General features: G+C 73.7%; 23 protein-coding genes and 1 pseudogene. 3 read left to right on the top strand and 21 right to left on the bottom strand.

From position 1 onward, the window contains the following. Window positions 1–99: 99 nt before the first annotated feature. Window positions 100–1,383 carry an adenylosuccinate synthase gene (locus B100_RS0117600; protein ID WP_024885744.1) on the bottom strand — a complete coding sequence of 428 codons (1,284 nt, stop codon included), beginning with the start codon at window positions 1,381–1,383 and terminating at the stop codon, window positions 100–102. Between the two features lie 185 nt (window positions 1,384–1,568). Between B100_RS0117600 and B100_RS0117595 the strand changes: the two genes are divergently transcribed. Further along, complete coding sequence (locus B100_RS0117595; protein ID WP_024885743.1) at window positions 1,569–2,429, top strand: hypothetical protein; 861 nt, start codon at window positions 1,569–1,571, stop codon at window positions 2,427–2,429. A 1-nt stretch (window position 2,430) separates the two neighbouring features. Here B100_RS0117595 and B100_RS0117590 read toward each other — a convergent pair whose 3' ends face one another. Then, window positions 2,431–2,964: a MarR family transcriptional regulator gene (locus tag B100_RS0117590; protein ID WP_024885742.1), complete on the bottom strand. Its 534-nt coding sequence runs from the start codon at window positions 2,962–2,964 to the stop codon at window positions 2,431–2,433. A 103-nt stretch (window positions 2,965–3,067) separates the two neighbouring features. On the opposite strand from B100_RS0117590, the gene B100_RS0117585 reads away from it, so the two are divergent. Both B100_RS0117585 and B100_RS0117580 read left to right on the top strand, forming a co-directional pair. Further along, window positions 3,068–4,033, top strand: a complete 966-nt coding sequence (locus tag B100_RS0117585; protein WP_024885741.1) for an ABC transporter ATP-binding protein — start codon at window positions 3,068–3,070, stop codon at window positions 4,031–4,033. Continuing rightward, window positions 4,030–5,691 carry an ABC transporter permease gene (locus tag B100_RS0117580; protein ID WP_024885740.1) on the top strand — a complete coding sequence of 554 codons (1,662 nt, stop codon included), beginning with the start codon at window positions 4,030–4,032 and terminating at the stop codon, window positions 5,689–5,691. Before B100_RS0117585 ends, B100_RS0117580 begins: the two co-directional genes overlap by 4 nt. A 189-nt stretch (window positions 5,692–5,880) precedes the next feature. On the opposite strand, the pseudogene B100_RS37635 reads toward B100_RS0117580, so the two are convergent. From B100_RS37635 to B100_RS0117485, 19 genes and pseudogenes are all read right to left on the bottom strand, one after another. Further along, window positions 5,881–6,015, bottom strand: a pseudogene (locus B100_RS37635) (Uma2 family endonuclease); the annotation flags it as partial. Between the two features lie 79 nt (window positions 6,016–6,094). After that, window positions 6,095–7,315, bottom strand: coding sequence for a cytochrome P450 (locus B100_RS0117570; protein WP_024885739.1), 1,221 nt, complete (start codon window positions 7,313–7,315; stop codon window positions 6,095–6,097). Between the two features lie 61 nt (window positions 7,316–7,376). After that, window positions 7,377–7,811, bottom strand: a complete 435-nt coding sequence (locus tag B100_RS0117565; RefSeq protein ID WP_024885738.1) for a VOC family protein — start codon at window positions 7,809–7,811, stop codon at window positions 7,377–7,379. Between the two features lie 25 nt (window positions 7,812–7,836). Then, window positions 7,837–8,502, bottom strand: a complete 666-nt coding sequence (locus B100_RS0117560; RefSeq protein ID WP_024885737.1) for a response regulator transcription factor — start codon at window positions 8,500–8,502, stop codon at window positions 7,837–7,839. Further along, window positions 8,499–9,845, bottom strand: a complete 1,347-nt coding sequence (locus B100_RS0117555) for a histidine kinase (protein WP_024885736.1) — start codon at window positions 9,843–9,845, stop codon at window positions 8,499–8,501. The genes B100_RS0117560 and B100_RS0117555 overlap by 4 nt, the downstream gene beginning before the upstream one ends. A gap of 114 nt (window positions 9,846–9,959) precedes the next feature. Further along, window positions 9,960–10,622, bottom strand: a complete 663-nt coding sequence (locus tag B100_RS0117550; protein WP_024885735.1) for a response regulator transcription factor — start codon at window positions 10,620–10,622, stop codon at window positions 9,960–9,962. Next, the gene (locus tag B100_RS0117545; protein WP_024885734.1) at window positions 10,619–11,941 is read right to left on the bottom strand and encodes a sensor histidine kinase; all 1,323 of its coding nucleotides are present in this window, start codon (window positions 11,939–11,941) and stop codon (window positions 10,619–10,621) included. Before B100_RS0117545 ends, B100_RS0117550 begins: the two co-directional genes overlap by 4 nt. Continuing rightward, the gene (locus B100_RS0117540; RefSeq protein ID WP_024885733.1) at window positions 11,934–13,121 is read right to left on the bottom strand and encodes an acyltransferase family protein; all 1,188 of its coding nucleotides are present in this window, start codon (window positions 13,119–13,121) and stop codon (window positions 11,934–11,936) included. The genes B100_RS0117545 and B100_RS0117540 overlap by 8 nt, the downstream gene beginning before the upstream one ends. Further along, complete coding sequence (locus B100_RS0117535) at window positions 13,118–14,146, bottom strand: alpha/beta hydrolase (protein ID WP_024885732.1); 1,029 nt, start codon at window positions 14,144–14,146, stop codon at window positions 13,118–13,120. Before B100_RS0117535 ends, B100_RS0117540 begins: the two co-directional genes overlap by 4 nt. A 158-nt stretch (window positions 14,147–14,304) precedes the next feature. Then, window positions 14,305–15,174, bottom strand: coding sequence for an alpha/beta hydrolase (locus B100_RS0117530; RefSeq protein ID WP_024885731.1), 870 nt, complete (start codon window positions 15,172–15,174; stop codon window positions 14,305–14,307). A 156-nt stretch (window positions 15,175–15,330) separates the two neighbouring features. After that, window positions 15,331–16,575 carry a kynureninase gene (gene kynU / locus B100_RS0117525; RefSeq protein WP_024885730.1) on the bottom strand — a complete coding sequence of 415 codons (1,245 nt, stop codon included), beginning with the start codon at window positions 16,573–16,575 and terminating at the stop codon, window positions 15,331–15,333. Then, window positions 16,568–17,398: a tryptophan 2,3-dioxygenase family protein gene (locus B100_RS0117520; RefSeq protein ID WP_024885729.1), complete on the bottom strand. Its 831-nt coding sequence runs from the start codon at window positions 17,396–17,398 to the stop codon at window positions 16,568–16,570. The genes kynU and B100_RS0117520 overlap by 8 nt, the downstream gene beginning before the upstream one ends. A gap of 165 nt (window positions 17,399–17,563) precedes the next feature. After that, complete coding sequence (locus B100_RS0117515) at window positions 17,564–17,977, bottom strand: DUF3151 domain-containing protein (RefSeq protein WP_024885728.1); 414 nt, start codon at window positions 17,975–17,977, stop codon at window positions 17,564–17,566. A 17-nt stretch (window positions 17,978–17,994) separates the two neighbouring features. Continuing rightward, the gene (locus B100_RS0117510) at window positions 17,995–19,464 is read right to left on the bottom strand and encodes an MFS transporter (protein ID WP_024885727.1); all 1,470 of its coding nucleotides are present in this window, start codon (window positions 19,462–19,464) and stop codon (window positions 17,995–17,997) included. A 61-nt stretch (window positions 19,465–19,525) separates the two neighbouring features. Further along, window positions 19,526–20,557, bottom strand: a complete 1,032-nt coding sequence (fbaA, locus tag B100_RS0117505; protein WP_024885726.1) for a class II fructose-bisphosphate aldolase — start codon at window positions 20,555–20,557, stop codon at window positions 19,526–19,528. A gap of 156 nt (window positions 20,558–20,713) precedes the next feature. Then, window positions 20,714–21,262 (bottom strand): orotate phosphoribosyltransferase, encoded by a 549-nt coding sequence (gene pyrE / locus B100_RS0117500; RefSeq protein ID WP_024885725.1) that lies wholly within the window; start codon window positions 21,260–21,262, stop codon window positions 20,714–20,716. Window positions 21,263–21,271: 9 nt separating this feature from the next. After that, a complete protein-coding gene (locus B100_RS0117495; protein ID WP_024885724.1) occupies window positions 21,272–22,060 on the bottom strand; it encodes an aldose epimerase family protein in 789 nt (262 codons plus the stop codon). Window positions 22,061–22,629: 569 nt separating this feature from the next. Continuing rightward, window positions 22,630–23,631: an SRPBCC domain-containing protein gene (locus B100_RS0117490; RefSeq protein WP_024885723.1), complete on the bottom strand. Its 1,002-nt coding sequence runs from the start codon at window positions 23,629–23,631 to the stop codon at window positions 22,630–22,632. 86 nt (window positions 23,632–23,717) lie between these two features. Continuing rightward, window positions 23,718–25,394: a polyamine aminopropyltransferase gene (locus B100_RS0117485; protein WP_024885722.1), complete on the bottom strand. Its 1,677-nt coding sequence runs from the start codon at window positions 25,392–25,394 to the stop codon at window positions 23,718–23,720. Between the last annotated feature and the right edge of the window lie 13 nt (window positions 25,395–25,407).

The raw sequence follows: 25,407 nt of genomic DNA, 5'->3' as shown, positions 1-25,407 counted from the left end.
CCGCGTCGATGCACGCGGGTACAGCGTCAGGCTATGCCCGTGCACCGGCGCCCGCGCGGGCGCCGGTGCACGCGGCGACAGACCTGCTGACCTGCTGACCTACAGGAACGAGTTGATCTCGATCGTCTCGTCACGGCCCGGGCCCACGCCGATCGCGGAGATCGGGGCGCCGGACATCTCCTCGAGCGCCTTGACGTACGCCTGGGCGTTCTTCGGCAGGTCGGAGAAGGACTTCGCCTTGCTGATGTCCTCGCTCCAGCCCGGCAGCATCTCGTAGACCGGCTTCGCGTGGTGGAAGTCGGACTGCGAGTACGGCAGCTCCTCGACGCGCCTGCCGTCGATCTCGTAGGCCACGCACACCGGGATCTGCTCCCAGCCGGTGAGGACGTCGAGCTTGGTGAGGAAGAAGTCGGTGAGGCCGTTCACGCGGGTGGCGTAGCGGGCGATCACCGCGTCGAACCAGCCGCAGCGCCGGTCACGGCCGGTGGTGACACCGCGCTCACCGCCGATGCGCCGCAGGGCCTCGCCGTCCTCGTCGAGCAGCTCCGTCGGGAACGGGCCGGCGCCGACACGGGTGGTGTACGCCTTCAGGATGCCGATGACCCGGCTGATCTTCGTCGGACCCACGCCCGCGCCCGTGCAGGCGCCGCCCGCGGTCGGGTTCGACGAGGTGACGAAGGGGTACGTGCCGTGGTCGATGTCGAGCAGGGTGCCCTGGCCGCCCTCGAAGAGGACCACCTTGTCCTGCTCCAGCGCCTCGTTCAGCACCAGCACGGTGTCGGCGACGTACGGAGCCAGCTTCTCCGCGTAGGCCAGCAGCTCCTCGACCACCTGCTCCACGGCGATCGCGCGCCGGTTGTAGAGCTTGGTGAGCATCTGGTTCTTGACGTCGAGGGCCGCTTCGACCTTCTGGGTGAGGATCGACTCGTCGTAGAGGTCCTGCACCCGGATGCCGACACGGTTGATCTTGTCGGCGTAGGTCGGGCCGATGCCCCGGCCGGTGGTCCCGATCTTGCGCTTGCCGAGGAAACGCTCGGTCACCTTGTCCACCGTCACGTTGTACGGCGTGATGATGTGGGCGTTACCGCTGATCAGGAGCTTGGACGTGTCGACGCCGCGCTCGTTCAGACCGCTCAGCTCGGAGAGCAGGACCGACGGGTCGACGACGACACCGTTGCCGATGACCGGCGTGCAGCCGGGGGAGAGAATCCCGGAAGGGAGCAGGTGCAGGGCGTACTTCTGATCGCCCACGACCACCGTGTGGCCGGCGTTGTTGCCGCCCTGGTAGCGCACCACATAGTCGACGGAACCACCGAGAAGGTCCGTCGCCTTTCCCTTGCCTTCGTCACCCCACTGAGCACCGAGCAGCACAAGTGCGGGCACGCGCGTACACCCCTTCCGGGCGGGGCATGTCCAAGGTCAGGGGCGCACACGGAGGATCTCCGCCGCGTGCACCGCGACCACCGTTGGCCGCAACCGTCGGACCGGATGCCCCGGAATAGACGAAGCCCCTGGCGCAATAGCGCAAAGGGGCTCTTGCACAAAGATGCTACCCGAGGAAGCGAGGCATGGCCGAGGTGGCGACTTCCGGGACTTCTTCCGCGACGTCCGATCAGCTTCTGGTGGTCATCGATCCGGTCGCCCGGCGGGCGGACGGCGAGTCGGTCCGTATCGCGAAGGACGTGCTCAGCGCCGGTACGGCCGGTGCGAAGGTGTGTCTGCCGGACGGCCCGGAGGAGTTCGCCCGGGCGCTGGCCCGGCGCGGCTCACGCCGTCCGGTGGTGGTGGGCGACGACCGGGCGCTGGTGCGGACGGTGGAACTGCTGCACCGGCACCGGGAGCTGGCCGGATGCCTGCTGTCCCTGGTGCCGGTCGGGGGCGCGGTGTCGCTCGCCCGGTCGCTGGGCGTCCCGTGCGGGGCGGTGGCCGCGGCGCGGGCCGTGCTGGACGGGGCGGAGCGCCGGATGGACCTGCTGGTGGACGACAGCGACGGCGTGGTGCTGGGCGCGCTGCGCATCCCGCCGCTCGGCGGCCCGCCCCGGGTGCGCGACACCGACGGCGGGGTGACCCGTCCCTGGCTGCAGACCTGCCGCTCCTTCGTCCGGACGCTGGCGCCCGCCCGGCCGCCCGCCGCAGCCGGGTCGGGGCCGACGCGGCTGCTGGTGGAGGTGGACGGGGTGACGCTGGTCGACCTGCACCAGTCGGTGGAGGCGGTCTCGGTGGTCCCCGGCGTCTCGGGCAGGGCCCGCGTCGAGGTCCGCCCGGCCTCGGTGGGCGCGGAGGCGTCCCCCCTGTCGGCCGACGCCCGCACGGTCACCGTCTCGGGCGCCCACTTCCGCTACCGCGCGGACTCCACCGTCTCGGGCCCGGTCCGCACCCGCACCTGGGAGGTGCACGAGGCGGCCTGGGGCCTGACGCTGCCGGCGTGAGTCAGGCTCCGGCACCGGTACGGGTCGGTGGGTTCTCCCCGTCCCCGCCGAACAGTTGCTCCCGGCGGGCCCGCCAGCGCTCCGTCATCGCCTCGAGCTCCTTCTCCACGAACTCGAAGAAGGCCAGCGTCTCCGCCAGCCGCCGGCCCGCCGGGGTGTTCCCTCCCAGACTGGCGATGCCTTCCCGCAGGGCCCCCTCCCAGCGCCTGATGACGGCGTCGCGATTGGTGAGGGCCTCGTACCACTGGTCGCCGTGGACCCGGTAGCGCTCCCGGCGGGAGCCCGGTTCGCGCTCGCGGGAAACCATGTGCTGGCGCGCCAGGTAGCGCACCGCGCCCGAGACCGCGGCCGGTGAGATCGTGAGCCGTTCACTCAGCTCGACGGAGGTCAGGACGCCGCCGTCGGAGGCGAGCAGGGCGGCGAAGACGCGCGCGGGCATGCGCGGGAGTCCGGCCTCCACCAACTGCGCGGCGAAGTGCTCCACGAACTTCGAGACGGCCTCCGGGTCCCGGGGCGTCCCGCTCTGCTCCGCCATGATCCAGCCTTCTCCCCAGCTCGACGAGGTGCGGATCAGTCTATCTATCTTCAGTCAGTTTTCTTCCTTCACAACTTTCTGAAGATGGCGTACGTTGCGGGCCATGACGAAGGCCATCTCCGTGTCCGGGCTACGCAAGTCGTTCGGCCGGACCCATGCGCTGGACGGGCTCGACCTGAGCGTCGAGACCGGCGAGGTCCACGGCTTCCTCGGCCCCAACGGCGCCGGCAAGTCGACCACCATCCGCGTGCTGCTCGGTCTGGTGCGCGCCGACTCCGGCACCGCCGAGCTGCTGGGGCGGGATCCGTGGCGCGACGCCGTGGCGCTGCACCGCCGTCTCGCCTACGTCCCCGGTGACGTGGAGCTGTGGCCGGGGCTGACCGGCGGTGAGGCCATCGACCTGCTGGCCCGGCTGCGCGGGGGGCTCGACGAGCGGCGCCGCGCCGAACTCGTCGAGCGGTTCGACCTCGACCCGACCAAGAAGGGCCGCGCCTACTCCAAGGGCAACCGGCAGAAGGTCGCCATCGTCGCCGCGCTCGCCTCCGACGCCGAACTGCTGCTGCTCGACGAGCCGACCGCGGGGCTCGACCCGCTGATGGAAGTGGTCTTCCAGGACGTCATCGCCGAGGCCAAGGCGGCCGGACGGACCGTGCTGCTCTCCAGCCACATCCTGGCCCAGGTGGAGAAGCTCGCCGACCGCGTGAGCATCGTCCGCCAGGGCCGGACCGTCCAGTCCGGCACCCTCGGCGAGCTGCGCCACCTGACCCGCACCACCGTCGAGGCGGAGACCGAACGGCCCGCCGCGGACCTCGCCCGGCTGCCCGGCGTCCACGACCTGCGGACCGTCGACGAGGCCACCGGCCGGATCCGCTTCACCGTCGACGGCGCCCAGGTCGGCACCGCCGTCCGCGCGCTCACCGACCTTGGCGTCCGCAGCCTGGTCAGCCACCCGCCCACCCTGGAGGAGCTGATGCTGCGCCACTACGGCGACGAGCTGGCCGCCAACGGGCACGGCACCGGCGCCGACGGGCACCACGCCGGCCAGGACGCGAACGGGGAGCCCCGATGACCTCCGCCACCGCCGCCCCCGGCACCCGGGCGCCCGCCGCACCGGTCACGGGCGGCAACGCGCTGGCCGGCACCCGGACCCTGATCCGCCTCGCCCTGCGCCGGGACCGGATCCGGTTCCCGGTGTGGATCCTGGCCCTGTCCCTCGGCACCCTCATGACGGCGGACAGTTTCAGGACGCTGTACAGCGACCCGGAGGACCGGGCCAACGCCGTCAGGAGCGTGGACAGCCCGGCCGGCCTGGCCATGTCCGGCCCCCGCCACTACCTCACCGACGACGGCTTCGGCTCCATCCTCAGCCACCAGATGATCGGCTTCACGGCCGTCCTCGTCGGCCTCATGAGCGTGCTGATCGTCACGCGCCACACCCGCGCCGAGGAGGAGACGGGCCGCGCCGAGCTGGTGCGCTCGACCGTCGTCGGCCGGCACGCCCACCTCGCCGCCGCCCTGGCCGTCGCCGCCCTGGCCAACCTCGCCCTCGCGCTGCTGCTGGCCCTGGGCCTGACCGGACTGGGCCTGGAGGGCGTCGACGCGAGCGGCTCGCTGGTCTACGGCTTCGCCCACGCCGCCGCCGGTCTCGTCTTCGCCGCGGTCGCCGCGGTCACCGTCCAGTTCACCGCGCACACGCGCGGGGCGTCCGGGACGGCGCTCGCGGTCATCGGCACCGCCTACGTACTGCGCGCCGCCGGCGACAGCGGCACGAACGACACCCTGTCCTGGCTGTCCCCGATCGGCTGGGTGCAGCGCAGCTACCCCTACGTCGACGACCGCTGGTGGCCGCTGCTGCTGTGCCTGCTGTGCGCGGTGGGGTGCGCGGCGGCGGGGTTCCGGCTCTCCACCCGCCGGGACGTGGGCGCGGGACTGCGTCCGCAGAAACCGGGCAGCCCCACCGCCTCCGCCGCGCTCACCACACCGGTCGGCTTCGCCCTGCGCCTGCACCGGGGGATGCTGGCCGGCTTCGGGGCCGGCCTGTTCCTGATGGGCGCGATGTACGGGTCGATCCTCGGGGACGCCGAGGACATGCTGGCGGGCATCGACGAGATCGAGGAGGCCCTGGAGCGCATCGGCGGGGCGAGCGTCGTCGAGTCCTTCGCCTCGATGGTCATGGTCGTCCTGACGGTCGTGGCGTCCGTGTACGTCGTGACGGCAGCCCTGCGGCCCCGTTCCGAGGAGACGGCGGGCCGCGCCGAGCCCCTGCTCGCCACCGGCCTCTCACGCTCCCGCTGGGTCGGCGGCCATCTGGCCGTGGCCATGGGCGGCGGCACGGTCGTCCTGCTGCTGGCGGGGCTCGGCTTCGGCCTGGCCGGCGCGGCCTCGACCGGTGACGCCGGGCTGGTGCCCGACCTGACGGGCGCGGCCCTCGCGTACGCACCGGCCCTGTGGGTCACGGCCGGCGTGGCGGTGGTCCTCTTCGGCTGGTTCCCCCGGGCGAGCCGGGCGGCCTGGGTCGTGCCGGTGTACGCGTTCGTGGTCGGCTACCTCGGCCAGATCCTCCAGTTCCCGGACTGGACGAACAACCTCTCCCCCTTCGGCCACATCCCCCGCCTGCCCGCCGCCGACATGCGCTGGACCCCGCTGTTCCTGCTGACCCTCGTCGCCACCGCCCTGCTGTGGCTGGGCCTGACCGGCTTCCGCCGACGGGACCTGGAGACGAAGTAGCTCCACCCGCCCGGGCCCACCGCCCCTCCCCGACGGAACGCGTCCCGGCAGCAGAGGGCGGTCAGTCAGTCCATGTACGGCTTGAGCTCCTCGGTGTCGAACTCGATACGACGGGCCGGGGAGCACGACCTTCCGACCCGACCGGCGCTTCTGGACGTTCCGGTAGCCGGCCACCGGATCCGGGTCACTGTGTACGAGGACGGAGCGGCGGTCACGGTCGACCAGCAGATACACGGGGAACTCTGACTCGGCGTAGGCCTGGACTTCCTCCACACGGTCGCGATCACGCGTGTCCGAGTCGGGGGAGGTGACCTCCACCGTCATCAGCACGCCCTCGGTGTCAGCTTGACGAGGCAGGCACGTCCCTCACCCGGAATCTGCCGGTGATCAGCCGGAGGAGTGATCACCCCAGTTCCACGGCCAGCCCTTCCAGTCCCCTGATCACGAAGTTCGGCTTGCGGACCGGTTCCGATGCCAGGCGGAGGGTGGGGGCGCGATCCAGGAGGGCGGTCATCGACGCGGCCAGTTCGATGCGGGCCAGGGGGGCGCCGATGCAGTAGTGGATGCCGGCGCTGAAGGAGATGTGCGGGTTGTCCCGGCGGGTGAGATCCAGGCGGGACGGGTCGGTGAAGACCGCCGGGTCGTGGTTGGCGGAGCCGAAGAGCATCGCGATCTCCGCGCCCCGGGGGATCACCTGGCCGTCGATCTCGATGTCGTCGAGCACCCAGCGTTCGAACAACTGCAGCGGGGTGTCGTAGCGCATCAGCTCCTCGACCGCGGTGGGCACGAGGGAGTGGTCGGCGCGCAGGGCCGCGAGCTGGTCGGGGTGGCGGAACAGCGCCCACCAGCCGTTGACCGTGGAGTTGACGGTCGCCTCGTGACCCGCGTTCAGCAGCAGGACGCAGGTGGAGATCATCTCCTGCTCGGTGAGCCGGTCGTCCTCGTCGTGGGCGGCGATCAGGCCGGAGACCAGGTCGTCGCCCGGGTTCTTCCGGCGCTCGGCGATCAGCTCCCGCAGGTACTCCGAGAACTCCAGCGACGCCCGCACGGCCCGCGCCGCCGCGTCCCCAGACGGGTTCAGCTCGTACATACCGCAGATGTCCGCCGACCAGGGGCGCAGGGGTGCCCGGTCGGACTCCGGGATGCCCAGCATCTCCGCGATCACCGCGACCGGCAGCGGCTCGGCGACGTCCCTCAGCAGGTCGCCGCCGCCCGCGTCGACGAGCCGCGCCACCAGGTCGTCCGCGAGCTTGTGCACGTACGGCTTGAGGCGCTCGACCGTGCGCGGGGTGAACGCCTTCGACACCAGGCGGCGGATGCGGGTGTGGTCCGGCGGTTCGAGGTCGAGCATGCCGTGGTCGTTGAGCGTGTGGAACGGCTCGTGCTCCGGCGGAGGCGGCGTCCGGCCGAACTCCTCGTGGCTGAAGCGGTGCAGGTACGTCCGCCCCAGGCGGCGGTCGCGCAGCAGCGCCGAGACGTCCGCGTGGTGCGCGACCAGCCACTGGTTCGTCGGCTCGAAGTACCGCATCCGGCCCCGCTCCCGCAGCTCGGCGTAGGCGGGGTAGGGGTCGGCGAGGAAGGCCGGGTCCCACGGGTCGAAAGCGAGGTCGGAAGGAGCTGCCATGCACGGACGGTAGACCGCCGTCCCGCTCCCTGACCAGGGGGTCAGGCCCTCCGGGCGTCCGTCAGGCGGTGCCGAGGTCGGGGAGGGTGACCGTGCCGTCCTCGGCGAGCGGGAAGCCGGGGTTGTGGGCGACCTCCCAGGCGTGCCCGTCGGGGTCGGTGAACGCGCCGGAGTAGAAGCCGATCTCGTTGGCGACACCCGGCTTGGTGACCGTCCCGCCGGCCCGCTCCACCGCCGTGAGCAGCTCGTCGACCTCGGCGTCGGAACGGACGTTGTGCGCGAGGACGATGCCGCCGAACCCGCCCGCGGTCCCCGGTGCGAGACCGGCGTCCCGCGCGAGCTTGTCCCGGCCCCACAGGACCACCCCGAGACCGCCCGCCTGGAAGAAGACGGTCTCCTGCACCTCCTGCCCGCGCCAGCCCAGCGCCTCGTAGAAGGCCTTCGACCGGGCGAGGTCGGTGACTCCCAGCGTGATCAGGGTGATGCGCTGCTCCATGGGCCTCAGCCTAGGGCGCGCGCGGTCAGCCCGGCGTGACCAGCCGTGCCTCGTAGGCGAACACCGCCGCCTGGGTGCGGTCCCGCAGGCCCAGCTTCACCAGGATGCGGCTGACGTGCGTCTTGATCGTCGACTCGGCGACCACCAGCCGCTCGGCGATCTCCGAGTTCGACAGCCCCTGCGCGATCAGCACCAGCACCTCCGTCTCCCGCTCGGTCAGGTCGCCGTACGCCGCCTGCGCGGACGGCATCAGCCGGGGCGCGTCGGACAGCTTGGAGAACTCGGTGATCAGGCGCCGGGTGACCGACGGGGCGAGCAGCGCCTCACCGGCCGCGACGATCCGCACCCCGTCCGCGAGCTGACGGGCCGACGCGTCCTTGAGGAGGAAGCCGGACGCGCCCGCGCGAAGCGCCTGGTAGACGTACTCGTCGAGGTCGAAGGTGGTCAGCACCAGCACCTTCGACGAGCCGTCGGCGGCGACGATCTCCCGGGTCGCCTCGATGCCGTTCAGCTCGGGCATGCGGATGTCCATCAGCACCACGTCGGGCCCGAGTTCGCGGACCCGCTCGACCGCCTGCCGGCCGTTGACCGCCTCGCCGACGACCTCGATGTCCGGCATCGCGTTCAGCAGGACGGAGAATCCCTCGCGCACCATCATCTGGTCGTCCGCGATCAGCACGCGAATGGTCATGCGTCACCCTCGTTCACCGCGGTGACCGGCAGGAACACCGCGACCTCGTAGCCACCGTCGTCGGTGGCGCCGGCGGTCATCTCGCCGTTCAGCATGGCGACCCGCTCGCGCATCCCGGTGATGCCGTGACCGGCTCCGGGCGACGGCTTCACCAGGCTCGGCTCGGGCATCGCACCGTTGACGACCCGGACACCGAGGCCGCCGAGGACGTACCCGATCTCCACGCGGGCGCTCGCACCGGGCGCGTGCCGCAGGCTGTTGCTCAGCGCCTCCTGCACGATCCGGTACGCCGACAGCTCCACGCCCTGCGGCAGCTCCCGCACCGCGCCGGTCACCACCTTCTCCACGGTCAGGCCGGCGTCGCGCACGTTGACCAGCAGCGCGTCCAGGTCGGCGAGGGTGGGCTGAGGGGCGTCCGGGGCCTCGTAGTCCTCGGCGCGGACCACACCGAGGATCCGGCGCAGCTCGGTCAGGGCGGCGACCGCGTTCTCCCGGATGGTGACGAAGGCGCGCTCCAGCTCCTCCGGCGGGTTCTCCACCCGGTACGGCGCCGCCTCGGCCTGGATGGCGACCACCGACATGTGGTGCGCCACCACGTCGTGCAGCTCGCGGGCGATGGTGGTGCGCTCCTCCAGCAGGGTGCGCCGGGACCGCTCCTGCGCGGTGACCGTCTGCTGGGCGGTCACCTCCTGCTGGGCGGTGTGCCGGACGTGCCAGAGACAGACCAGGAGCAGGGCGAACGCGGACGTCAGCAGCATCGGGGCGCCGTTGCTGTAGTAGTACGACCCGCCGAAGAGGACGTCCGAGAAGACGACGTACACGGCGGTCACGGCCCACATCCAGACGGCGGTGCGGGGCCGGGTGCGCAGCGCCACCACCACCAGCACCGTGAGGTGGCTGACGAACGCGCCGGGCATCCACGGCCAGTCCGACCCGTCGCCGCTGACCACCGCGGTCACCGGCGCCACCACGAGGGACAGCCAGAACGCGCCGACCGGCCGGGACAGCGTGACGACCACCGGCAGCGCGCACAGCAGACCGGCCAGCAGGGCCCTGCCGTCACCGCCGGGCACGGCGCCGGAGAGGGCGCCGACCATCAGGGTGATCAGCGCGATCGCCCCCACCACCGCGTGCGGGAGCCGTTCCGCGGCGGTGCGCATCCGCGCGGGCAGCCGGCCCAGGATCGGGCCGTCCGTCGGCCGGGGGCCCAGCGGACGATAGGCGAAGGGGTCGCGGAAGAGGTCCTCGCGCAGTCCCCGCAAGGAGTTCTGGGCCAGCCGGTACTCCGGGCTGCGGTCCCCGTCCCCGGCACGCGGGGACTGCTGGTGCGTCGTCTCGGTCACGCTCACACGGTAGGCCGAACGGGTGGTCGCGGTCGTCCCCGCTGAGTCGGGTTCCCGGGCGTCCGTCTCAGGTACTACGCAGGCCGCGCCCGGTTACCCCGCGGTACTTCGGGCTCAGTAACCGGAGGGACGCACCAGCCCCGACTCGTACGCGAACACCGCGGCCTGGGTGCGGTCGCGCAGGCCCAGTTTCACCAGGATCCGGCCGACGTGCGTCTTCACGGTCTGCTCGGCCACCACCAGCCGTACGGCGATCTCGGCGTTCGACAGTCCCTGGGCGATCAGCGCGAGCACCTCCGTCTCGCGTTCGGTCAGATCACCGACCCGCTGCCGCAGCGGGGAGCGGGGCCTCGGGTCCAGGCGGGAGAACTCCGCGATCAGCCGGCGGGTGACGCCCGGCGCGAGGAGGGCGTCACCCGCCGCCACCACCCGCACCGCCTCGGCGAGCTGCTCGGCGGAGGCGTCCTTGAGGAGGAAGCCGGACGCGCCCGCGCGCAGCGCCTCGTACACGTACTCGTCGAGGTCGAAGGTGGTCAGCACCAGCACCTTCACCTCGGGGTGGACGGCGGTGATGCGGGCGGTGGCCTCGATGCCGCCGAGCTCGGGCATACGGATGTCCATCAGGACGACGTCCGGGGGGAGTTCACCGACCTTCTCGACGGCCTCGATCCCGTTCACCGCCTGGCCGACGACCTCGATGTCGGGCTGCGTGTTCAGCAGCACGGTGAAGCCCTGCCGGACCATCTGCTGGTCGTCGGCGATCAGTACGCGGATCATGCGGTGCCGTCCTGGGGAAGGGGGTCGGTGGCGGAGGGTGCGGACACGGGGAGGCGGGCCTCGACGCGGTAGCCGCGCCCGGACCAGGGGCCGGCGGTGAGCGTGCCGCCCAGCATGACCGCCCGCTCCCGCATGCCGAGCAGTCCGTGCCGGGCCCCGGCGGACGGCGGCGCCTCCCGGGTGGGGGCGGTGTTCACGACCTCCACCCGCAGGGCGCGCGGCCCGTAGGCGAGGGTGACGTGCGCGGTGGCGCCGGGCGCGTGCCGCAGCACGTTGCTCAGCGCCTCCTGCGCGATCCGGTACGCGGACAGCTCCACGCCGGGCGGCAGCGGCCGGCGGTCGCCGGTGACCTCGGTGGTCACGGTGAGTCCGGCGGCGCGGGTGTTCTCCACCAGCGCCTCCAGCCGGTCCAGGGTGGGCTGCGGGGCGTCCGCGCGCTCGCCGGGGGCGGGGTGTTCGGAGCGCAGCACGTCCAGCACGCGGCGCAGTTCGGTGAGCGCCTCGACGGCGTTCTGCCGGATGCCGGCGAGGTTCTCCTTGAGCTCGTCGGGCGGGTCCTTCACGAGGTGCGGGGCGACCTGCGCCTGGATGGAGATGACCGACATGTGGTGGGCCACCACGTCGTGCAACTCACGTGCGATGCGGCTGCGTTCCTCCAGCAGCGTGCGGCGGGCCCGTTCCTCGGCGGTGAGCGTGGTCTGCTGCACCAGCTCGGCGCGGGCCTCGCGGCGGCCGCGCAGGGCGATGCCGAGGACGATCACGACGGCGGAGAGGATCACCGCCAGAAGACCGGTGGACTGGTAGTCCCGCGCACCGATCCACCCTTGCAGCACCCAGGTGACCAGCGCGGTCAGCGCCAGCGCCTCCACGGACACTCGGGTGGGCACCCGCAGGGCGAGCAGCAGCAGCACGAGAATGTGCCCGACGAGCCCCGCGGAGCTCCACGGCCAGGCGAACGACTGGCCGTCGCCGACGACCATCTCGGCGCGCACCGCGAACGCGCCCACCACCATCGCGGCCAGCGACGTCCACCAGCCCGGGACGGGCCGCCACAGCACGAGCACCATCGCGCCGCCGTGGCCGAGTGCGACGGGAACGACGATGCCGTAGGGGACCAGGCCGTGCTCGTGGAGCTCCACAAGTTCCACGATCGTCACGACGACGGCCATGATCCACACGACCCCGTGCGGCAGCCACCGCAGCCATGTCGACGGCGGCAGGGGGTCGACCCGCGCGGTCAGCAGGTCGTCGCGCAGGACGCCCAGCCACCGCCGTATGTGCTCCGCCCCCGTGTCCACCACGGTGTTCAGCCTAGACATGAGGGATGCGCTCGGTCACCGGGTGGTGTGCCCGGACCACCTTCGACGGCCGCACGCGCCGTCGGCCGCCGCCCCGCTCCCAGGTGCGGAACGCCGCCCCGCACACGGCGAGGGCGAGGACGAAGAGCACCAGCCAGGGCAGCCGGGCGGCGATCCAGCCGAGGCCGTCGGGGACGGTGTGCAGGCCGGGCAGCGGGCCGGCCGGGAGAAGCGCGGCGGTGGTGGCCATCAGGGCGGTCTGGTGCCACAGGAACACCGTCATCGCGGACAGGTTGACCAGCGCCACCGCCGCCCAGGCGAGCGGACTGCGCATCGCGTGGCGCAGCCGGTCGCGCAGCAGCAGCGCCAGTCCGCACTGGGCGAGGCCGAAGGTGACGGCGGCCAGGGTCGGCGGGTTGAGGTTGGACACCTCGGCGCCCGGCACGCCGACCATGGCGGCCGGATACCCCGCCCACGCGACCAGCGCGGCCGTCGCCGCCGTGCCGCCGCCCAGCAGCAGCCATCCCGACCTGCGGCCCTCCAGCTCGCCCCGGGTCCAGGCCGCGCCCAGCGTGTACGGCACCAGCCAGCCCGCGGCGAGGTTCAGCCAGCCCAGCCCGTCGGACGCGCCGAAGCCGAACCGCAGCACGTCGACGTGGAGGACGACGGCCAGCGGCCACAGCGGATGCAGCCGGGCGACCAGCGGGGTCGCGGCGGTGAGGGCGGCGAAGACCAGCAGGAACCACATCGGGGAGAGCGCCAGCTTCACCAGCGTCCGCACGGTCCCGTACTCGGCGTCGGACAGCAGCAGCGCGAGCGTCACGACCGTCCACAGGGTGAGGACGGCGACGACCGGCCCGAACAGCCGCGCCAGCCGGGCGTGCAGCCACCGCCGGTACGGCGTGCCACGCTCCCGCGCCGAGGCGTACGAGCGGGTCGCGACGTGCCCGCCGACCAGGAAGAACACGGCGAGCGTCTGGAAGGTCCAGGACACCGGGGCCAGCCAGGGCATGTGCTGGAGCGGGCTGGCGGTGCGCAGGCTGCGGCCGTCCGCGACCAGCGCGGTGACCAGCCAGTGCCCCAGGACCACGCCGAGGACGGCGAAGGCGCGTAGGGCGTCGACGGCGCGGTCGCGGTGGGCGGGCGTGGCCGCGTCGATGCGGGCGGCGGTGTCGCGTACGGCGACGGTGAGGCGGGTCATCGGGTCACCTCCTGGGTGTGGCCGAGGACGATCCGGGTGAGGTTGGCCAGGGAGAGGGAGCCGGGGGCGAAGTAGTCGCTGTGTCCGCCGTCGCCGGCCGCGAAGACGCGGGCGCCGTACTCCTCGGCCACGGGGTCGGTGCCGAAGCCGACGGTGGTGCCGAGCAGTTCGGCGTCGAGGTGCGGGACGTGCTCGACCCAGTCGCCGGCGCCGCGGGCGGCCCACACCCGGCCGCGGGTGTGCAGGTCGGCGGCGGTGTCGGCGCCGGTGCCGGGGCTGCCGAGGAACACCAGGTCGTCGATGTCGAGTCCGGAGGCGGCCCGGGCGCAGACGACGGAGCCGTAGGAGTGGCAGAGCAGGGAGACACGGGCGCGGGGGGCGGCGACCGACCGCACCTCCGCCACGAGCGCGCGCAGTTCGGGTGCCGCCTCCTCCGCGCGGCCGGTCGTCGCGACGGAGGGGCTGACCGTGCCGGGTGTCTCGTAGCCGAGCCAGGCCACGACCGCCGTACGCATCCCCGTGGGCGCTTCCCGTGTCAGCCGCTGATGCAGCGCGAGGGCGGTGGCGCGGAACCGGTCGTAGGTGTCGATGCCGGTGTCGGACCCGGGGACCAGGACGGCGACGCGGTCGGCGTGCGCGAGGTCACCGAGGACCTCGGTGACCAGACCGGCGCCGCGTCCGTCGAAGTACAGCAACTGCCGTGTGGCAAGCACGCGTTCCGTGGCCGCGCGGTCCCGGTACCCGTGGTCGGACGCGGTGCGGGCCGCCTCGGCGGCGTTGGCCCGGTGGGCGGCGTAGGTCGCGTCGAGTCCGGCGACGGCCGGGGGCGGGAGCTGGGCGGGCGGCGGGGCGGGCGCCTGCGGTCCGGCGGCCCCGGCGAGGGGCACGGCCACGGCTGCGGCGACGAGCGCGGCGAGCAGCCCGCGCCGCAGCCGGCCCGCCGGGCGGTGTGCGGGACGGTGTGCCGTGGCCTCCGCCCCGCCGGGTCTCGTGCCCGGAGTCCCCCGCTCACGCCCCTGCTCCATCGTCGCCGCTTCCTTCCCGTCCGCCCGGTCATCGGGCCTACTGGGAAAGGAAGTTACGGAGCGTGGCGTGTAGCCCGCGTCCCACCGGGGGACTCACCCTCGGGGTAGCTCTCAGGTACTAGGGGTATGACCGGCCCATCGTGCGGGCGGAGTTGGGCTCACCAGGCGAGCTGGGCGATCTCCTCCGCCACCACCGCGCAGGCGTCCGCCGCCGGATCGATGAGCGGGAAGTGGCCGACGTCCTCCAGCAGCGTCACCCCCACCACCTCGCCCGCCTTCGCCGCCGCGTCCGCGTACGACTCGGCGACCGCGAAGGGGACGTCGACGTCCGTGCGGCCCTGGACGAGGGTGGTGGCGATCCCGGTGGGCAGCAGCAGCGCCGGGTCGGCGTGCGGCCGGCGCTCGGCGAAATGGTCGTCACCGCCGAGGAGTTCACGGGCGGCGCCGCCGCACACGCCGAGCTTGTCGGCGACCTCGAAGTCCGCGATCGGCGCGAGGGCGACGACCCCGCGCAGCGGCGCGGGGGCGTCCGTGCGCCAGGGCGAACCGGCCGGCAGGAGGTGCCGGGCTGCGGCCCACAGCGCCAGATGCCCGCCGGCCGAGTGGCCGGTGAGGACGATGCGGCGCGGATCGCCCGCCGGGAGGTGCTCGCGTATCAGCCCGGGCAGCGCGTCAACGGCGGCGGCGACGTCGTCGAAGGTGTCGGGCCAGCGCCCGGCCACCGGGCCACCGGCGCCCGTCTCCCCCGCCCCGCGCCGGTACTCGACACTGGCCACGGCGAAGCCGCGGGCCGCCAGGAACGCGGCGAACGGGCTGATGTGGCGCCGGTCGTAGGGTGCGCGCCAGGCGCCGCCGTGCAGGACGACGACCACCGGGGCGGGTCCGGCCCCGCCGCGCGGCGCGTAGAGGTCGATCACCTGGTCGGGATCGTCGCCGTAGGCCGCCGTGGCGTCGGGGGCGACCGGCTGGTGGGAGAGAGCCGACTCCTCCTCGGCGGCGGCCCGGGCGGCTGCGACGTCGTCCGTCATGCTCCAACCTTCCAGCGATACAACGTGGTTCGACCGGGCCGGGCACACACACGGCCGTTCGGCCGGGACGGTACCAGTACCTCGGGGGGCCCTCTCACCGGGAGGTCCCGCCTGACCGGCGGGAACGGGCCGGGACGGTGCCGCCCCGGCCCCCCTTCAGGCCTGGTCCAGCTCCTCGGCGAGCGCCCGCGCCGCCCGCTCCACGTCCGCGAACCCGACGTACAGCGGGGTGAAACCGAAGCGCAGCACGTCCGGGTGGCGGAAGTCGCCGACCACGCCCCGCTCGATCAGCCGCCGCATCACCGGCCCGGCGGTGGGGGTCCCTCCCGCTCGAGCGGAGCCGAGAGTGGGGGAGCAGCGCAGCGCGACCTGGCTGCCCCGCTCCCCGTGCGGCAGCGGGGTCAGGCACTCCACCCGGCCCTCGGGCACGTACTCCGCGACGCACTCCAGGAAGAAGTCGGTCAGCGCGAGGGACTTGGCCCGCACCGCCTCGACCGTCACCCCGTCCCAGACCTCCAGCGCCGCCTCCAGGGCCAGCATGGAGAGGATGTCCGGCGTGCCGACCCGCCCGCGCACCGCACCCCCGGCCGGCTCGTACTCCGAGCGCATCCCGAAGGGCTCCGCGTGCGAGTTCCAGCCGGGCAGCGGGGAGTCGAAACGGTCCTGGAGGTCCGCGCGCACATACAGGTACGCGGGCGAACCGGGGCCGCCGTTGAGGTACTTGTAGGTGCAGCCGACGGCCAGGTGCACGCCGTGCGCGTCCAGGCCGACCGGCAGCGCGCCCGCGCTGTGGCACAGGTCCCAGACGGCGTACGCGCCCGCCGCACGGACGGCCGCCGTGAGCGCGGGCAGGTCGTGCAGCCGGCCGGTGCGGTAGTCCACGTGGTTGAGCAGCACGGCGGCCGTACGCTCGCCGAGCGCGCCCGGCACCTCGGACGGGTCCACGGGGCGCAGCGTGCAGCCGGTCATCCGGGCCGCCGACCCGGCGATGTAGCCGTCCGTGGGGAAGGTGCTCGCGTCGACCAGGATCTCGTCCCGCCCGGCATCGGTCTCCCGCGCCAGCCGTACCGCGCCGACCAGCGCCTTGAACACGTTGACGCTGGTGGAGTCGCCCACCACGATCTGCCCGGCCGCCGCGCCGACCAGCGGGGCGATCCGGTCGCCGATCCGCTCCGGCGCCGTCCACCAGCCGCCCTCCGTCCAGGAGCGGATGCGCATCTCGCCCCACTGGCGGCGCACCACGTCCTCGACCCGGCCGGGCACGGCGACGGGCAGCGCGCCCAGCGAGTTGCCGTCCAGGTAGACCGCGCCGTCGGTCCCGTCGAGCACGAACTCCTCGCGCTTGGCCGCGAGTTCGTCGACGGCGTCCAGCTTCCGCGCCTTCTCCGTCAGCTCAGACATAGGACCGCGCCGTCCACAGCTCGGGGAACACGCTCTTCTGCGCCCGCTTCTCCAGCCACGCCACGCCGGCGGACCCTCCTGTTCCGGTCTTGGCCCCCATGGCCCGGCGGGTGGCGACCAGGTGGTCGTTGCGCCAGCGCCACACCAGCTCGGCGACGTCGGTCAGCGCCTCGCCGAGCCGCGCCACCTCGTCCCGCTCGTCCCCCGCGTAGACGGACGTCCAGATCCGTTCGACCTCGGGCGACGGCTCGTACTTCCGCGACACGTCGCGCTCCAGCACCGCCTTCGGCACGGGGTGCCCGCGCCGGGCGAGGAACCGCAGCACCTCGTCGTACAGGCCGGGCTCGTACAGGGCCTTCTCCAGCTCGGCGTGCACCCGGGGCGCGCCCCGGTGCGGGACCAGCATCGACGCGGACTTGTCGCCGAGCAGGAACTCCATGCGCCGGTACATCGCCGACTGGAAGCCGGAGCCCTCACCGAGGGCGCTGCGGTAGGAGTTGAACTGCGCCGGGGTGAGCCCGGCCAGCGGCTTCCAGGAGGCGTTCAGCGCCTCCAGCTCGCGCCGCGAGCGCCTCAGCGCGTCCACCGCGGTCGGTACGTCGTCCCGGCGCAGCGCCTTCGCCGCGGTCTCCCACTCGTGGACGATGACGGTGAACCACAGCTCCATGACCTGGGTGGTGACCAGGAAGACCATCTCTCCGGGGTCGTCCGAGAGGGTGTGCTGGAGGTGGGTGAGGACGTCGGCCCTGACGTAGTCCTCGTAGGGGGTGGTCCCCTGGAAGTCGAGATGCGGGGTCTCGGGCTCGTGAGCCTCGTGGGACATCGCTGTCTCCTGAAATGTTCTCCGGGTAGCGGTCCGCCCCTGCCGTTACCGGCACGGGGGCCCCGGTCCCCACGGTGCATCCTGCGTAATCGTCCCCCACCACCGCAAGGCCCGCCCGTCCGGCAGGCGGGCCCCGCGGTGATCAGGTTCCGGTTACCGGCCGGTTCAGCCCAGGACCTGCGCCGCGGTCGGCGAGGAGTCCTTCAGGAACTGTGTGCAGCGCTCGTACTCCTCCTGCTCGCCGATCGCCTGCGCGGCGCGGGCGAGGGCGTGCAGGGCGCGCAGGAAGCCGCGGTTGGGCTCGTGCTCCCACGGCACCGGGCCGTGGCCCTTCCAGCCGCTGCGGCGCAGCGAGTCGAGGCCCCGGTGGTAGCCCGTACGGGCGTACGCGTAGGACTCGACGACGCTGTCCCGCTCGAACGCCTCGTCCGCGAGCCGCGCCCAGGCCAGCGAGGAGGTGGGGTACCGGCCCGCGACGTCGGCGGCGGAGGCACCGGACGCCAGCAGCTCGCGCGGCTCCGGGTCGTCGGGGAGGTGGGTCGGGGGCGGGCCCCCGAGGAGGTTCTCGTGAATCGACATGGGTCCAGTCTCGTACATCAGGCGATGCTGCTCCCCCGGCGCGGGTCCGCCTCCAGCGGGGGCACGGCCACACTGCCGTGGGTACGGCACTCGGGGCGCCGGCAGCCCGGCGCGGGACTGCGCACGGTCGCCGCGGCGAGGAGTGCGCCGATCACCAGGATGCCCGCGCACAGCAGCATCGCCCGGTCGAACGCGGCGTCGAACCGCGCCGGCTGCCGGAACGCCTCCGGACCCATCCCGGCGAGCAGCGGCAGCGCCGCCACCGCCAGCAGCCCGGCGGCGCGGGCGGCGGCGTTGTTGACGCCGCTGGCCAGGCCCGCCCGCGCGGTGTCCACGGAGGCCAGGACGGTCGCCGTCAGCGGCGCCACCAGGGTGACCATGCCGAGGCCCAGCACCAGCAGCGCGGGCAGCACGTCGGTGGCGTACGCGGCGCCCGGCCCGACCCGCAGCATCAGCAGCACCCCGGCCGCGCTCAGCAGCGGTCCCACCGTGAGCGGCAGACGCGGCCCGATCCGGTCGGCGAGCTCGCCGGAGCGGGCGGAGAGCAGCAGCATCAGGGCGGTCGTCGGCAGCAGCGCGGTGCCGGCGGCGAGCGCGGACCAGCCGACGACGACCTGGAGCTGGAGCGCGGCGAGGAAGAAGAAGCCGCCGAACGCCGCGTACACGCACAGGGTGACGCCGTTGACCGCCGAGAACTGGCGGGACGCGAAGATCTCCAGCGGCATCATCGGCACCGGGCGGCGCTTCTCCACCAGCACGAAGCCGACGGCGGCGGCGAGCCCCGCCACGGCGGACACGACGACCAGCGGCGACCCGTCCTCGGCCTCGATCAGCGCGTACGTCACCAGCGCCAGGGCGACCGCGCCGAGCGCCGCGCCGAACACGTCGAAGTGACCCTCGGCCTTCCCGCCCGACGACTCCGGCACATGGCGCACGGCGACGGGCGCGCACAGCAGCGCGAACGGCACGTTGAGCAGGAACACCCAGCGCCAGCCCGGCCCGTCCACCAGCCAGCCCCCGACGAACGGGCCGACGGCCGCGCCGATCCCGCCGAACCCGGACCACAGGCCGACCGCCCGGCCCCGGTCCTCGGGGTGGAAGGACGCCTGGATCAACGCGAGCGAACCGGGCGTGAGCAGCGCGCCGCCCACCCCCTGCAGGGCCCGCGCGCCGATGAGCACGCCCTCGTTCGGCGCGAGCCCGCACAGCAGGGAGGCGGCGGCGAACCACAGCACGCCGACGACGAACACCCGGCGCCGCCCGAACCGGTCGCCCAGCGCCCCGCCCAGCAGGATCAGCCCGGCCAGCGTGACCATGTAGGCGTTGACGGTCCACTGCAGCGCGGCGAGGTCGGCGTCGAGGTCCCGGCCGATCGCCGGGAGGGCGACGTTGACCACGGTCGAGTCGAGCAGGGCCATGCCGGATCCGAGGACCGTGGTGAACAGGATCCACCTGCCCTGCGGGGACGCCAGCCGGACATCGGGCATACCGGGAGCATACGGAAGGGCCCGGCACCTGGACAGGTGCCGGGCCCGACGCGCGGAAGGGTTACTTGATGCGGGTGCCCGTCGACCGCAGGTGACCGCAGGCCTCCACGACCCGGGCGGCCATGGACGCCTCGGCGAGCTTGCCCCAGGTGCGCGGGTCGTAGGTCTTCTTGTTGCCGACCTCGCCGTCGACCTTCAGCACGCCGTCGTAGTTGCGGAGCACGTGGTCGGCGACCGGCCGCGTGAACGCGTACTGGGTGTCGGTGTCGATGTTCATCTTCACGACGCCGTTCTCCAGGGCGGTGCGGATCTCCTCCTCGGTGGAGCCCGAGCCGCCGTGGAAGACGAAGTCGAACGGCTGCGAGCCGGCCGGCTTGCCGTACTTGGCGGCGACGCCCTCGTTGAGCTCCTTCAGCAGCTCGGGACGGAGGACGACGTTGCCCGGCTTGTACACGCCGTGCACGTTGCCGAAGGACGCGGCGAGCAGGTAGCGGCCCTTGTCGCCCAGGCCCAGCGCCTCGGCGGTACGGATCGCGTCGTCGACCGTGGTGTAGAGGGAGTCGTTGATCTCGTGGGTGACGCCGTCCTCCTCGCCACCGGTCGGGGTGATCTCGACCTCGAGGATGATCTTCGCGGCCCGGGCGCGCTCCAGCAGCTCCTGGGCGACGCTCAGGTTGTCCGCGAGGGTCTCCGCGGAGCCGTCCCACATGTGCGACTGGAACAGCGGGTTGCGGCCGGCCTTGACGCGCTCCTCGGACACCCCGAGCAGCGGGCGGACGTACCCGTCGAGCTTGTCCTTCGGGCAGTGGTCGGTGTGCAGGGCGATGTTGACGTCGTACTTCTCGGCGACGATGTGCGCGAACTCGGCGAGGGCGACGGCCCCGGTCACCATGTCCTTGCTGTGCTGGCCGCCCAGGAACTCGGCACCGCCCGTCGAGATCTGCACGATGCCGTCGCTCTCCGCCTCGGCGAAGCCGCGCAGAGCCGCGTGCAGGGTCTGGGACGAGGTGACGTTGATGGCCGGGTAGGCGAACTTTCCTGCCTTCGCCCGGTCCAGCATCTCGTTGTAGACCTCGGGAGTTGCGATGGGCATCTGTCCGCTCCTTTAAGCGTGCGGTGTGGGGTGCTGCGTACTGTCGGCCCTGACCTGGAACCTTGGAAGCGACGCCGTTGTCGGCCCCATCTTCCCAGACATCGGCGGCACGTCGACGGTGCAGGTCGAGTCGTTATGACGGCGATGTCGGACCGGTCAGTCCAGGCCCAGCTCGTCCTTGGAGAAGGCGAACAGGTACGGCACCCCGGCACCCTCCTGGATCTTCTCAGCGGCGCCGGTCGCCCGGTCGACGATGGTCGCGACGGCCACGACCTCCGCGCCGGCCTCGCGCACCGCCTCCACGGCGGTGAGGGGCGAACCGCCGGTGGTGGAGGTGTCCTCCACGACGAGCACGCGGCGGCCCTTGATGTCCGGGCCCTCCACGCGGCGCTGCAGGCCGTGCGCCTTGGCGGCCTTGCGCACGACGAACGCGTCCAGCCCGCGGCCGCGCGCCGCGGCGGCGTGCAGCATGGCGGCGGCGACCGGGTCGGCGCCCATGGTCAGGCCGCCCACCGCGTCGAACTCCAGCTCCGCGGTCAGGTCCAGCAGCACCTGACCGACCAGCGGGGCGGCCTCGCCGTCGAGGGTGACGCGGCGCAGGTCGACGTAGTAGTCGGCCTCCAGACCGGAGGAGAGGGTCACCTTGCCGTGCACCACGGCCTTGTCCTTGATCTGCTGCAGCAGCGCGCCGCGTGTGTCCGTCATGCCGCCAGCTTAAAGGCGGGTCCACGTCCAGGTCGTCGAGGCCTCCAGCGGCTCCAGCGGCGTGACCAGGCGCGGGTGGGTGTTCAGTCCGTCCGGCGGTCCGGTCTGCGGTTCCACGCAGACGGCCTCGTCCTGCTCGTCGTAGACCACGACCCACTCCTCGCGGCTGGTCACCTTCAGCTGGAGCTGCCCCGGCCAGGTGAGGGTGACGTCCACCCCGCCGGGCATCCCGAAGCAGTCGTCCCAGGGGCCGGGCTTCGGGTCGACGCGCCGGCCGGTGGGCAGGTGGTCGTCCCCGCGCTCCTCCTGCCAGGCGGGCTCGAAACCGATCGTCACGTCCTCGCCGCCCAGGTTGCGCAGGAACCACGGGTGCCAGCCGATCTGCGCCGGGAACGAGGACTCGTAGGTCTCCACGCCCATCGTCAGCGTCAGCGACTCCTCGCCGAGCGCCACCTGCTGGGTGACCCGCCCCGAGTACGGCCACGGATCGGTCAGGTCGTACGTCAGCACGGCCTCGTCGGTGCTCTTGCGGGCGGTGCGCCAGGGGGAGTTGCGGGCCGTGCCGTGGATGGCGTGCGGCGGGGCGTTGAGCGGCATCTGCTGCACGGTGGCGCCGTCCCGGAACCGGCCGTCGCGCAGCCGTCCGCACCAGGGGACCATCGGGAAGCACCCGAACTTCTCCCCCTGCCGCAGCAACTCCACGCCGCCGATCCGCAGCCCCCCGACCCGTCCGCCGTTCCCCGGCAGCACGTCCACCTCCGCGTCGCCCGCGGTCAGCGTGATGTGTTCGTTACTCACCCTTCGACCCTACTGGGGTGATCAAGGGGACGGGGTCCGCGTCCGCGGGGCGAGGAGAAGGGGGAACCGTCGTGGGCCGGTATCTCGCGCACGTGCGGCATTCGGGCGGCCCGCGTCGCGCGTGTGCGTAGGCCCGGTGCGGGTCGCGTGCGCGTGCGGAGGCGGATGGGCGGGGGCGGATGGGCGGGGTCACCCGCGCCGGCACGCGGGCGGGGCTTCTCGGGCGGGGCCGCCCGCGCGGCACGGGGGCGAGGCTTCTCGGGCGGGGCCGCCCTCGCGGCACGGAGGCAAGGCTTCTCGGACAGGGTCGCCCGCGCGGCACGGAGGCAAGGCAAGGCTTCCCGAGCGGGGCCACCCGCGCGGCACGGGGGGCGAGGCTTCCTGGGCAGGGTCGCCCGCGCGCCGCGCTGGGGCGGGTCGCCGCTGTGCGCGGGCGCCTTCCGGCTCGGGTCGGCGGCGCACGGTGGCGCGGAGGCGGCCGGGGGCGGCGGGTCGGGTCCACCGAAGGTGGATCACCGGGGCGGGGCGAGCCGCCCGCTCACGCGCGAGGGGGGCGCCGGCGGGGGTGGTCAGTGGCGGCGGCGGAGGGCTCTGATGGCGACGACGGCCGAGGCGACCGCGAGGGCGGCCGCCGGGGCGGCCCAGCGCAGCGGGGTGGAGGAGGCGACGGTCTGGGGCGCCGGGACCGGGGCGTACCGGCCGCGCGGGGGTGCGTGGTCGACCTCCTCGGCGCTGCGCCCGATCATCGTCCGCCGGGCGTGCGCGGCCTCGGCGAGGGAGTCGTCGTCCTCGTCGTCGCCCCCGAACGGCCCGTCCCCGAACCCGGGCGGCAGCCCGACGGGCTCCGGACCGCTCCCGGCGCCGTACTGCGGCGGCTCGTCCGAGGGACCGGCCTCCGACTCGGCCTCGGGGGCGGACGGCGGCTCGGACGCCGGGGGCTCCTCGGACTCCGGCGCGGGCTCGGACGGGCCGTCCGACGCGGAGCCGGGCCCGGACGTGCCGGTCGGCTTGGGCCGTTCCGGTGGCGGGGCAGGGTCCTCCGCGTCGGGGGTGGTCTCGAAGTCGGTGGTGGCCCGCGGCTCGAAGTCGCCCGTCGACAGTTGTTCCGGTGACTCGGCGGGCGGGCGGGGCGCGGCCCCGGCGTCCTCCGCGGCGATCGCGCCCAGGTTCTCCGCGAAGCGGTCGAGCAGACGGGTGACCGCCGACGCCACCGTCTCCGGCGGCACCTCCGTGATCCGCCCGTCGGCCGTCGCCGTCCCCGTGACGACGAGCGCCGTACCGGCGTCCACCGCGCGCGGGCGCAGCCGCAGCGCCAGCCGCACCGACCCGCTCCCCCGCGCCTCCGCCGCGTCGCCCTCGACGGCGTAGGAACCGTCATCCTCGGCGGCCACCCGTACCGACCCGCGGTAGGTGATGGAGGAGCCGCCGACGCGCACCTTCAGACGCCCGGCGACGGGATCCGCACCGGCGTCGTGCTGGAGCCCGGGCACCGCCCGGGCGACCCGCGCGGGGTCGTCCAGCACCTCCCTGAGCCGCTCCGTCTCGACCGGAACGAACACCTCGTGCTCCATGAGTGCGGAGCCTACCCACGGGACGCCGGACCGCACCCCCGTCCGTGAGAAGTCACGGCGCGTCGGTGCGGTGCGCGGTAAGGGGGTCAGTCCATGTAGCGGGGGTGGACCAGCGTGGACGGCCGCAGTCCGCGCACGCGGGTGCGTTCCGCCGCACGGACGTCCGCCGCGAGGGAGGCGTCGGTCAGCGTCCGCGGCCGGGGGCCGGCGGGGTCGAGGCGCGGCCGGGGGGCGTGCCGGCCGGCGGCCAGCACGAACCCCCAGTCGTGGTGGGCGCGGGGCGTGTCCGCGGGGCCGCGGTCGGGTCCCGCGGCGAACCGGGACTGCCGGCCGCGCACCCGGTAGGCGGTGGTGCGCAGACCCGCGGCGCGCAGGGACGCGTCGACGGTCCAGAAGTCGCGTGGCCGGGACGCCACCGCGCCCCCGTGCACCACGAGCCGGCCGCCCGGGGCCAGCGCCCGCCGGGTCAGGCCGTAGAACTCCTGTGCGTACAGCTTGGTGCTGGCGGTGATCCCGGGGTGCGGCAGGTCCGCGACCACGACGTCGTACGCGGCCGGGGGTGCCGTCCGCAGCCAGTCGAAGGCGTCCGCGGTGATCACCCGGACGCGGGGGTCGTCGAGGGAGTGCGCGTTGAGCGCGGACAGCGCGGGGTCGTGGCGGGCCAGCCGGACCAAGCCCTCGTCGAGTTCGACGACGTCCGCCCGCCGCACGCCGGGGTGGCGCAGCACCTCGCGGGCGGCCAGCCCGTCGCCGCCGCCCAGCACCAGCACGCGCGCGTGCCGTCCGGCCATCGCGGGGTGCACCAGGGCCTCGTGGTAGCGCAGTTCGTCCTGGCCGCCGACCCGCAGCCGCCCGTCGAGGAACAGGTTCAGCGGCCGTCCGTCCCGGCCGCCGGTGAGCAGCACCTCCTGCACGTCGGTGTGCACGGCGACCCGTACGTCCTCGCCGTACAGGGCGTGCCGGGCGGCGCGTTCGAAGTCGTCGACGAGGAGGGCGGCGGAGGCCAGCAGGGCGAGCACGCACACGTTGGCGACCACCAGCAGACGGCGGGCGCGCCGGGTGAGGTCGCGCCGGAACAGCCCGAGCACCAGCGCGCCGCCGACGACCGCGTTGACCGCGCCGGTGATCAGCGCGCCCGTCAACTGGCCCAGCACCGGCAGGAGGAGGAAGGGGAAGGCGAGGCCGCCGACCAGGGCGCCGACGTAGTCCGCGGCGGACAGGTCGGCCACCGCGCCGCCCGCGTCCTGGCGGCGGATCCGCTGGATCAGCTCCATCAGCAGCGGCACCTCGGCGCCGATCAGCAGACCGGTGGCGAGGGAGAACGCGACCAGCAGGCAGCGGGGTCCGTCCGCCCACATCCCGCCCCAGTCGCCGGTCCAGGCGAACACCGCGTACAGGGCCATGGCGCTGCATCCGCCGACCAGCGCGAGTGCCGCCTCGATCGCGCCGAACCCGGCCGCCGCGTGCCGGCGCAGCCGTTTGGCGGCGAGGGAGCCGATGCCCATCGCGAACACCATCACGGACAGCACGACGGACGTCTGGGCGACCGAGTCGCCCATCAAGTACGCGGCCAGCGCGACCAGTTCCAGTTCGTACACCAGTCCGCAGGCGGCGCAGACGAACACCCCCGCGAGGACCAGCCACCGCCCGGTGCCCTGCCGCACGGGCAGCGGCAGCTCACTCACGGTGCCGTCCCGGGAGCCGTCAGGCCCGTCCCAGGACTGCGTGGAGCCGGGCGGAGCGGGGGCCTGCGGTTCGATCACCCCAGGGACGTTA

It is taken from the genome of Streptomyces sp. CNH189 (genome assembly GCF_000527195.1).
This window is presented reverse-complemented; position numbering and strand designations above follow the sequence as displayed.

Bases quoted from the DNA above. Each gene is read 5' to 3' on its own strand.
- B100_RS0117595 (WP_024885743.1), top strand. From the start codon at position 1,569: ATGGCCGAGGTGGCGACTTCCGGGACTTCTTCCGCGACGTCCGATCAG.
- B100_RS0117590 (WP_024885742.1), bottom strand. From the start codon at position 2,964: ATGGCGGAGCAGAGCGGGACGCCCCGGGACCCGGAGGCCGTCTCGAAG.
- B100_RS0117585 (WP_024885741.1), top strand. From the start codon at position 3,068: ATGACGAAGGCCATCTCCGTGTCCGGGCTACGCAAGTCGTTCGGCCGG.
- B100_RS0117580 (WP_024885740.1), top strand. From the start codon at position 4,030: ATGACCTCCGCCACCGCCGCCCCCGGCACCCGGGCGCCCGCCGCACCG.
- B100_RS0117570 (WP_024885739.1), bottom strand. From the start codon at position 7,315: ATGGCAGCTCCTTCCGACCTCGCTTTCGACCCGTGGGACCCGGCCTTC.
- B100_RS0117565 (WP_024885738.1), bottom strand. From the start codon at position 7,811: ATGGAGCAGCGCATCACCCTGATCACGCTGGGAGTCACCGACCTCGCC.
- B100_RS0117560 (WP_024885737.1), bottom strand. From the start codon at position 8,502: ATGACCATTCGCGTGCTGATCGCGGACGACCAGATGATGGTGCGCGAG.
- B100_RS0117550 (WP_024885735.1), bottom strand. From the start codon at position 10,622: ATGATCCGCGTACTGATCGCCGACGACCAGCAGATGGTCCGGCAGGGC.
- B100_RS0117545 (WP_024885734.1), bottom strand. From the start codon at position 11,941: ATGTCTAGGCTGAACACCGTGGTGGACACGGGGGCGGAGCACATACGG.
- B100_RS0117540 (WP_024885733.1), bottom strand. From the start codon at position 13,121: ATGACCCGCCTCACCGTCGCCGTACGCGACACCGCCGCCCGCATCGAC.
- B100_RS0117535 (WP_024885732.1), bottom strand. From the start codon at position 14,146: ATGGAGCAGGGGCGTGAGCGGGGGACTCCGGGCACGAGACCCGGCGGG.
- B100_RS0117530 (WP_024885731.1), bottom strand. From the start codon at position 15,174: ATGACGGACGACGTCGCAGCCGCCCGGGCCGCCGCCGAGGAGGAGTCG.
- kynU (WP_024885730.1), bottom strand. From the start codon at position 16,575: ATGTCTGAGCTGACGGAGAAGGCGCGGAAGCTGGACGCCGTCGACGAA.
- B100_RS0117520 (WP_024885729.1), bottom strand. From the start codon at position 17,398: ATGTCCCACGAGGCTCACGAGCCCGAGACCCCGCATCTCGACTTCCAG.
- B100_RS0117515 (WP_024885728.1), bottom strand. From the start codon at position 17,977: ATGTCGATTCACGAGAACCTCCTCGGGGGCCCGCCCCCGACCCACCTC.
- B100_RS0117510 (WP_024885727.1), bottom strand. From the start codon at position 19,464: ATGCCCGATGTCCGGCTGGCGTCCCCGCAGGGCAGGTGGATCCTGTTC.
- fbaA (WP_024885726.1), bottom strand. From the start codon at position 20,557: ATGCCCATCGCAACTCCCGAGGTCTACAACGAGATGCTGGACCGGGCG.
- pyrE (WP_024885725.1), bottom strand. From the start codon at position 21,262: ATGACGGACACACGCGGCGCGCTGCTGCAGCAGATCAAGGACAAGGCC.
- B100_RS0117490 (WP_024885723.1), bottom strand. From the start codon at position 23,631: ATGGAGCACGAGGTGTTCGTTCCGGTCGAGACGGAGCGGCTCAGGGAG.